This is a genomic window from Pseudoalteromonas sp. Z1A6 (genome assembly GCF_011378745.1).
GTDB classification, from domain to species: domain Bacteria; phylum Pseudomonadota; class Gammaproteobacteria; order Enterobacterales; family Alteromonadaceae; genus Pseudoalteromonas; species Pseudoalteromonas arctica.
This window is the reverse complement of the sequence record NZ_WTKW01000187.1, coordinates 1-8375: the sequence shown is the minus strand read 5'-3', so window position 1 is coordinate 8375 and position 8375 is coordinate 1. Positions and strand designations below refer to the sequence as shown.

8 protein-coding genes and 1 pseudogene are annotated in these 8375 nt (G+C 39.3%); 5 read left to right on the top strand and 4 right to left on the bottom strand.

Annotated features, from left to right (window positions below; genetic code table 11):
• Positions 1-81 precede the first annotated feature (81 nt).
• From GQR46_RS12445 to GQR46_RS12430, 4 genes are all read left to right on the top strand, one after another.
• A complete protein-coding gene (locus GQR46_RS12445; protein WP_008137861.1) occupies positions 82-420 on the top strand; it encodes a hypothetical protein in 339 nt (112 codons plus the stop codon).
• A complete protein-coding gene (locus GQR46_RS12440; protein ID WP_010553499.1) occupies positions 413-1753 on the top strand; it encodes an SPFH domain-containing protein in 1341 nt (446 codons plus the stop codon). Before GQR46_RS12445 ends, GQR46_RS12440 begins: the two co-directional genes overlap by 8 nt.
• Positions 1754-1908: 155 nt before the next feature.
• On the top strand, positions 1909-2178 hold the full coding sequence (locus GQR46_RS12435; protein WP_007583304.1) for a YrhK family protein: 270 nt from the start codon (positions 1909-1911) through the stop codon (positions 2176-2178).
• 101 nt (positions 2179-2279) lie between these two features.
• A complete protein-coding gene (locus GQR46_RS12430) occupies positions 2280-2795 on the top strand; it encodes a M23 family metallopeptidase (RefSeq protein ID WP_165741116.1) in 516 nt (171 codons plus the stop codon).
• Here GQR46_RS12430 and GQR46_RS12425 read toward each other — a convergent pair.
• Positions 2792-3961 (bottom strand): MFS transporter, encoded by a 1170-nt coding sequence (locus GQR46_RS12425; protein WP_165741115.1) that lies wholly within the window; start codon positions 3959-3961, stop codon positions 2792-2794. The two genes, GQR46_RS12430 and GQR46_RS12425, sit on opposite strands and share 4 nt — an antisense overlap.
• A 243-nt stretch (positions 3962-4204) precedes the next feature.
• Here GQR46_RS12425 and GQR46_RS12420 point away from each other — a divergent pair.
• Positions 4205-4339, top strand: a pseudogene (locus GQR46_RS12420) (LysR family transcriptional regulator); the annotation flags it as partial.
• 8 nt (positions 4340-4347) lie between these two features.
• Here the strand turns inward: GQR46_RS12420 and GQR46_RS12415 are convergent.
• The 3 genes from GQR46_RS12415 to GQR46_RS12405 all read right to left on the bottom strand — a co-directional run bounded on the left by GQR46_RS12415 (position 4348) and on the right by GQR46_RS12405 (position 8312).
• Positions 4348-5349 (bottom strand): LacI family DNA-binding transcriptional regulator, encoded by a 1002-nt coding sequence (locus GQR46_RS12415; protein WP_165727709.1) that lies wholly within the window; start codon positions 5347-5349, stop codon positions 4348-4350.
• A gap of 75 nt (positions 5350-5424) precedes the next feature.
• Positions 5425-6951 carry an MFS transporter gene (locus GQR46_RS12410; RefSeq protein ID WP_165741114.1) on the bottom strand — a complete coding sequence of 509 codons (1527 nt, stop codon included), beginning with the start codon at positions 6949-6951 and terminating at the stop codon, positions 5425-5427.
• 32 nt (positions 6952-6983) lie between these two features.
• Positions 6984-8312: a GH1 family beta-glucosidase gene (locus tag GQR46_RS12405; protein ID WP_165741113.1), complete on the bottom strand. Its 1329-nt coding sequence runs from the start codon at positions 8310-8312 to the stop codon at positions 6984-6986.
• Between the last annotated feature and the right edge of the window lie 63 nt (positions 8313-8375).

Genomic DNA, 8375 nt, shown 5'->3' with positions numbered 1-8375 from the left:
AATTACTGGGTTAACATTTGTTAAGCAATGCTTACAATTGTTATTGCTCATTAAGTATTTAAACTAATTTAAGTAGAGCTTATGATTTTTTATATTATAGGGTTAAGTTTACTTGTTATTATTTTATGCGTTGCACTTTATGTAATTTACAGCAACGTACATAAAAGTCGGGTAAGAAAATCCAAAGAATACAACGTACTATTTGATAAAGACACAATAGTGGATGATTTAATCACTCAACTAACAGAAAAAAATCAAACACAAGAAAACCAAGATAAAACAGCTAAAGGTAAAGAAGAAATCCTTGCAACATTTGTTGAGTTACATCGCTCTGGTAGCTTTTGTGCACATTTGAGTGAACAGGAAATTATTTACTTTGTTAAAAAGAAATTAAACATGGAGAGTAATAAAAATGGATAGCGAAAAAGCAGTCCCAGCAGTAAAAAGTGACTCATTTATGAGTCGATTTGGTCGTCGTAATGTAATTGTTGTTTCATCAATTGTTGTTGTATTAGCCGTAATTGCAACCCTTACATCGCAAGTTGTTTCGTGGAATGAAGCAGATGAGCGTTTAGTACATCAATCGGCTTTTACAGGTAACTTGACAGTAATAAATCAAGCCGGCCCTTATTTAAAAGCGTTTGGTACTACATCGGCTTATAAAAAAGTAATTTCGATTAACTTTACGGGCGATGCCGGTGCAACAGCAAGCGCAATTGTACCGCTAATACCAATTCGATTTTTAGATACGACAACAGGTGGCGCACGAGGTGTTTCTCGTTTTAGATTGCCAGGCAATGTACCAGCAGCTGAATCGGGTGCTTTACGTGGTTTACTTAAAATACACGAAGAGTTTGGTTCACAAGAAACATTAATATCTAATTTATTAATGCGTGCAACCACTGAAAATGTAAAAGCGTCGGCGCGTATGATGTCGGTAGAGCAACATTACTCTGGTGGTAATGGTCAATTAAGCCAAGATTTTGCTGATCAATTAACAAACGGTATTTTTGTTACTGAACAAATTATTAGTACGGGTGAGCGCGATAAATCTGACGATTTAGGTAATTTAAGTAAACAGCAGCGTGTCACTATTAATATTAAAATGGACGATGAAGGTAATACACTGCGTAATGCACCTATTTTAGGCGCTTACGGTATTACAGTAGTTGATGCCAGCATTATTGATATTGATTATGAGAGCAAAGTAAATGCTCGCCTTGAAGCGCAAAAGCAAGCTGCTGCTGATGAAGCACTAGCGCGTCAAAACCTTAAAAAAGCTGAGCAACAAGCACGTACTGAAGTGGCTTTAGGTGAACAAGCAATTGCTAAGCAACGTGCTGAATCTGAAAAGCTAAAAATAAAAGAGCAAATTGATGCTGAGCGAATTAAGGCAAATGCTATTATTTCTGCGCAGCAACGAGTGGCTGTAAAAGCGGAGCTTGCAAAAGAACAAGAAGAGATTTTAAAGCAACAACGCTTAGAAGCATTAGGTATGGACGTTTTAGCTGAGGCTCGTTTAAGAGCTAAGTCTGCTGCACTTGATCCTAAGTATGTATTTGATGAAACGCTAAAAGCAGAAGTTAAAATTCAAACTGCTTTATTTACAAGCTTAGGTAATAGCCGTTTAGTGCCTGAAATTGTAATAGGCGCAGGCCAAGGCGAGCAAAGTAATGGCTCTGAATTTATGCGTTTATTAGCCGCTGACGCTGCATTGAGTCTTAAAAAGCGTTTAGAAAAAGATAAAAAATAAACGTTAGTTAAGTATTGTACAAATAATAAAAACGTTGGCTGACTTACATCGGCCAGCGTTTTTTATTGCGTAAATTTTGTTATTGTACTGTTTAGGTAAGCCTTGAGGCTTATTAAACATGTATTTAGGTAATAAAAGGTAAATAGTGAGCAGTTATGGATTCGAACAGTAATCAGTTTATTTTAGATTTAGGACAAGAGCATATTACCATTCAGCGACGATATGAAGCACTGGGAGCGTTTAACGATTTTTTGATTGCAGTGTGGTTTTTAATTGGCAGTTTTTTCTTTTTAAATGATGCATTAGTGCAAAGTGGCACATGGTTGTTTATAGCGGGCAGTGCTCAATTGCTTATAAAACCTGTTTTGAAGTTGATCAGCTTAGTACATGTTAGTCGGGTATTTCATTCAAATAAAACACCATAAATAAAACCATAAATAAAACCATAAATACGACTCATGATGAGTTCAGTTATTATGGCTAATAATTTACCAGTATAAGTTATTTAAATATCAAGGATAGAAAAGTGAAAGTACTAAAGTGGATTGCAATTGGAGTAGCCGTTTTATTAGTTATAGGCTTACTAATTCCCGAAAAAATAAGGATCCCGGTACAAGGTGCCACAAATAAAGATTGGAACCATAATACGTTTTGGTACGAGCCTTGGGGTAGGTCGGGTGTGCACAAAGGAATTGATATTTTTGGCATAAAGAACACTCCTGTAGTTGCCTCAACAAACGATGTGGTTATATTTGCAGGTGAGCTAACTCGAGGCGGTAAGGTGGTTGCAGTACTTGGACCTAAATGGCGCGTGCATTATTTTGCACATTTAAATGACTACTCAGTAAGCACAGGTGATGTAGTAAGCATAAACAGTCAAATTGGCTTGCTGGGCGATACCGGAAACGCCGCAGGGAAGCAGCCTCATGTGCATTATTCTATTTTATCGTTAGTGCCCATGCCATGGCTTTATACAACGCAAAGCCAAGGCTGGAAAAAGATGTTTTTTTTAAGTCCACACGATAAATTAAAAACTAATTAGCCTGCAACAGGCGTTTTACCTGCGCGAATATTTTTAATGCTTTTAATAAACATATAAATACAGGTAGTGATCAAACAGCCTGCTAAATAAAACACAATACCGTTGGGTGCATCAGATAAATTTGCAGCAAGCATAGGGCCAAATACCGAACCAATACTGTAACTTAAAAGCATAACCTCAGTTGCCGAGACTATTTTTGCCATTGGCAATGAGTCGCACGCAAGTGTTATGGCAATTGGGTAAAGTGCAAAGCTGCACGCGCCTAGTATTAAGTAGCTCACTATTAATCCTGCTAAAGTGTTTGCTTGTAATATACCCACAGCACCGGCTGCGCCTACTAAACAAAACATACCCATCAATAAGCTTTTTTCAAGCCGAGTAGATAAGTAACTCACAAGCGGCTGCACGACCATGCCGCCTAAAATAATAACCGCCATAAGTGTGCCTGTGTACTGAGCTTGATCAGCTTTTGCTGAAATATAAACCGGCATTAAGCCGTAAATAGGGCCCAGTAATAAGCCTGAAGCTAAGCATCCGAGCATTGCAGGGTGGCTTAGTGTTTTTATTTCTTTTAGTGGTAGTTTTTCAAGGTGCTGTTTTTCGGGCTGACCTTTGGTTATTAATAAAGGGGCTAAAATAGCTAAAAATAATAGCGAGGCTACAAATAAATAAGGCGTTGAACCTTCGGTGCCAAGCGGCCCTATAGCAAGCTGACCAACGGCGCTGCCCCCATAAAGTGAGGTCATGTATAAGCCCAAACGTTTAGCACGCGACTTTGCTGTATTGGTCATTAATAACCAAGACTCAACAACTACAAACACACCGGCAACAGCAACACCTGCTACAAATCGTGCAATTAACCAGTTAACGGTATTTGGCAGTGCAAGTTGTGCAAGCACACTTACTATTAATAAACTTAAAAATAATATAAAAGCGAATCGATGACCTATTTTTACCACCACGCGTTCAATGGTTGTAGCGCCAACAAGTAAGCCAAAGTAAAAAATGCTCGCAAGCCAAGGCGCTAGGTTTTCATCAAGTTTAAATGCGGGTAACGACAGCGGAATAAGGCTCATTAAAAAGCCGGATGCGATAGCAAAAAATGACAGCCCGATAACGGGTGCTAAAGGGTTATTAGAGGTGCTTGTGGCGGCTGATTCGGCCATTTGTGTTTATCGACTCATCAAGGTAAATAACCACTGTTTTAAAGTTTGAGAGGTTACTTTAATAATAAAATTTGCGCGAATTTAGAGCCAAATTAAAAATAAGTAAAGTGATATTTTATTAAACAGTATAAATAAATCTTAAAACGATCTTTTTGGTAAATTATCGGATCTATTATGCTTTTTATTGTAGTGTTTTTATGTAGATATTGTTTTATATTTGTGAGCATTTATGTCTGAATAGAGTTTTTTGTAATGCGAACAGACAGGCACATATCGCATGCTGCACGTAACTTTTTAAAGTTTGCGCAGCAGCACGTAGAGCAATATTTAGATACGCAGTGGGTGCGTAATGAATTACATAACTTAGATTTAAACTAGATTTAAAGTTAATTAATATCCGGTGTTGAGTCTCTTAAAATAAGCTTTGGCTGAAACACGTGCTTTACTGTTATGCCGCTTTTTTTATAAATATCTTTAAGTACTAAGTTAGCCGCAGCTCGGCCCATTTCAGGAACTGGGTTATCTATTGTAGTCAGTGTTGGGTAGAGGTAATTGGTAAAAATTACATTATCGAACCCAATAATGGCTAAATCTTTTGGTAGGTTAAAACCGTGTTCGCGGGCGTATTTCATAGCACCCGATGCCATTTCGTCATTGGCACATACAAGAGCGGTTATTTGCGCTTTATTTTGAATAAAATGCCTTAAGCCGTCGCTGCCACCGGTTTCTTTAAAGTCGCCCACATAATACAAGCTTTCGTCAAAGGTTAGGTTGTATTCTGCTAGGGCTTTTTTGTGGCCTTTTAAACGATTTGATGCATCTTCTTTAAACTGCGGGCCTGCTATGTACGCAATGTTTTTATGACCTTTGTTGATCATGGCTTTAGTGGCTAAGTAGCCGCCCATTACGTTGTCGAGGCTAATGCAGTTTTCTTCAATTTCTTTAACGTAGCGGCTCATTAGGTAAATAGGGGTTTTACCTTTACTCAGCTCAATTAGGTAATCATTTGATACTGCCTCTACGTGGGCAATAATAGCGTCGCAATTACGGCCTATTAAAAATTCAAAGCCGCTTTTTTCTTTTTTCTCATCACTGTGCCCAGGGGTAATAATAACGTGTTTACCCGCAATACGAAGATGCTCTTCAATGGCTGACATCATCTGACCAAAAAACGGACCATCCAACTCAGAAACTAAAATACCGACGCTGTTTGTAGTGCTAGACGCCAAAGAGCGTGCAATAGAACTTGGCTGATAGCCTAGCTCTTTCATTGCTTCTAATACCTTTTTTTTAGTTTTTTTGCTTACGTAGTCGTTGTCGTTAAGTACCCTTGAAACAGTTGATAAAGACACACCTGCCATTTCTGATACTTGATAAATTGTCGCCATTGATGTCCTAGCTTATATGTGTTTTTACTCGCGCTTTATAAAAATATAAAGCGCGAAGAATCATTAAAAGTTAATTTACACATTACTGCGTCTAATTGCTAAGTCTTCTGTTATTTTTTGCGTCATCGCTGAGGTTAGCGGATAAATAAGCATCAATGCGGCACCTAAAAAAGCAAATGCGGCAGGTATCCAGCTCATAAGTAACTGCATACCAGGTAGGGCTTGTGTAATTGTTAGCTCATCCATGCCGTTATAGCCGTAGCCTGCAAGTACCACTAATACTAATGCACCTGCAAAACCACCACCGGTTTTTTGCACAAATGTACCCGCAGAATAAATAAGGCCTGTAGCGCGGCGTTTGTTTTTCCACTCTGAATAATCGGCTGAATCACCAAGCATACTAAAAAATAATGTTGGCATCATCGCGGCAAAAAATTCAGCAGCGCAACCAAAGGTAAATACAGCAACCAGATTATCGCTAGGCACCCAGTAAAATGCAGTAGTGAGTATGCCGCTTAGCATTAATGATGCAATAAATAGGTTTCGTTTACCCATAATTTCGGCCAGTTTACCTGTGGCAAGTGCGCCTAATATAGATACAACCAACAAGGCGATAAAATATTGCCCAGCCATGAGTTCATTGGCTACGTGGTACTTAAAGTAGTACGCAATTACACCGTATTTTATGCCATTAAACATCATGGTTAAAAAACCAATGCCAAGTAACACCAACCAAGGTTTGTTGGTCAGAAGGTCAACCATGTCACGCTGTGATCCCGTTAAGCTTTGCTTATCTTTATTGAGTAATTTTTTAATAACGAATGTCATTGCAGCCATAACAAGGGCAAAAAATACGCCGCTGTATAAATCGCGGTAATAAAAAAACAGGGTGGTAGCAAGCAAAGGTAGGATTATAAATGGCAGGCTTTTGGTTAAATCAAACAACTCTGATTTTAAATTGCCTTCATTTGAGGCGTGCGGTGTTACACGCTCTTTGGTAGTCGCAAACGTTATAATCATTAAAATAATAAGTAAGCTGGCAAATAAGTACATAGTAAGCTGATAGCCTTTGGCATCGTCGCCGCCACCAAAAAAAGCTACTAGCTCAGGTAAAAAACCCATAACCAATAAGCCACCAGTAAATGCACCTGCAAACCTAAAACCAGAGAGCTTTGTGCGCTCTGTATCGTCTGGTGTCATTACGCCCATAAGTGCCGAGTAGGGCACGTTACTTACGGTGTAGGCAAGCGTTAAACCTATGTAGGTTACGTAGGCATAAATAAGTTTATTGGTGGTGCTAAAGTCGGGTGTAGTAAAACACAACACCATAAACAAGCCCAAAAATGGTGCCGAGTAGAGTATCCACGGGCGAAATTTACCAAAGCGCGACTGCGTTCTGTCGGCAATCATACCCATAATAATGTCGGTTACGCCATCAGATAGCCTTACCACCAAAAACAACATGGCAGCGGCGGCTGCCGATATGCCAAATGTATCGGTGTAAAACACCGCTAAATAAGCAAGCGCACCGCGCCATACTAAATTAGCGCCGGCATCGCCCATGGCGTAACCGACTTTTTCGTATAAAGGGAGTTTGTTCACAGTGTGTGTTCTTATTGTTATAAGCTGATAATTTATCGGCTAGTTATTAGGTTACTGTACGCTTTACCGCTGGCTTTAACAGTTCGTTTTTGTGTGTTGTAGTCTACGTGTACTATTCCAAAACGTTTTAAATATCCTTCTGCCCATTCAAAGTTATCCATTAGGCTCCACGCAAAGTAACCATCTACTTTTACGCCTTGCTCAGCTGCGTTATGTAGGGCATTTAAATGCTCGTGGTAATATTCAATACGGTCGTTATCTCTCACTTCGCCGTCTTTAAATTCGTCAGCCATGGCTGCACCGTTTTCGGTAATATAAATAGGCGGTAGGGTGTATTTTTCGTTTAACGATACAAGTAATTCTGTAAGCGCTTTAGGGTAAATTTCCCAGCCTATATCGGTCATTGGCGCTTTATGTGGCAGCTCATGGTAAAAGTCGGTTTCGCTTGCTTGATAATGCATGCGGGTATAAAAGTTAACCCCTAAATAATCCAGCGGTTGAGCAATTATTTCCATGTCGCCATCTAAAATATCTGGGCGGTGAGCTTTTGGTAATTGCTTAATAATATCAGGGTATTTACCTTGCATTACAGGCTGCATGTACCATTGGTTAATATAGTCATCAGCAAATGCAGTGGCTTTTAAATCATCTTCACTTTGGGTAACGGAGTAACAAGGCGTAAAGTTAAGTACAATACCGTTTAGCGTATTTGGGCTATTTTTAGCAAGTACTTGCATAGCTAAACCGTGACCTAGTAATAAGTGGTGCGCGGCTTTACGACCAAATTCGCGGCCTACTATGCCAGGCGCATGTACGCCAATTTCGTAACCTAAGTAAGAGCTACAAAACGGTTCGTTTAAGGTGGCGTAAGAGTGCACACGTTCCCCAAATGCTTTGGTAATTAAATCTGCGTAATGGGCAAATTCGTAAGCGGTGTTACGGTTTAGCCAGCCACCTTCGTCTTCAATGTGTTGTGGTAAATCCCAGTGGTACAGCGTTACAAAAGCTTTAATGTTACGGCGTTTTAATTCATCTAAAATGTCGGTATAAAACTTAACGCCTGTCGGATTTAAGTGACCGCTTTTAGTCATTACGCGCGGCCACGAAATAGAAAGTCTGTAAGCGTCTACACCTAATGACTCAATTAAGTTTATATCGTCTTTCCAGCGAGTGTAGTGCTCGCAGGCTACATTGCCATTTGAATTATCGACTATTTTGCCTTCTTTACTGCAAAAGGTATCCCAAATACATGGCAAGCGATCAGCTGCGCCGCCTTCAATTTGAAATGAGGCCGTAGCTACACCATAAGTAAAATTTTTGGCTAAAAGTGGTGAGCCACTAGGTAAAGATAATTGTTTCATTAAGAGAAAACCTCTGCTTCTTTGTAGTAAATTTTGCTTTTATTTATAGTTTATAAATTGCAT

Coding starts and splice junctions, on each gene's coding strand:
- GQR46_RS12445 (WP_008137861.1), top strand. CDS start 82: ATGATTTTTTATATTATAGGGTTAAGTTTACTTGTTATTATTTTATGC.
- GQR46_RS12415 (WP_165727709.1), bottom strand. CDS start 5,349: ATGGCGACAATTTATCAAGTATCAGAAATGGCAGGTGTGTCTTTATCA.
- GQR46_RS12405 (WP_165741113.1), bottom strand. CDS start 8,312: ATGAAACAATTATCTTTACCTAGTGGCTCACCACTTTTAGCCAAAAAT.
- GQR46_RS12440 (WP_010553499.1), top strand. CDS start 413: ATGGATAGCGAAAAAGCAGTCCCAGCAGTAAAAAGTGACTCATTTATG.
- GQR46_RS12435 (WP_007583304.1), top strand. CDS start 1,909: ATGGATTCGAACAGTAATCAGTTTATTTTAGATTTAGGACAAGAGCAT.
- GQR46_RS12425 (WP_165741115.1), bottom strand. CDS start 3,961: ATGGCCGAATCAGCCGCCACAAGCACCTCTAATAACCCTTTAGCACCC.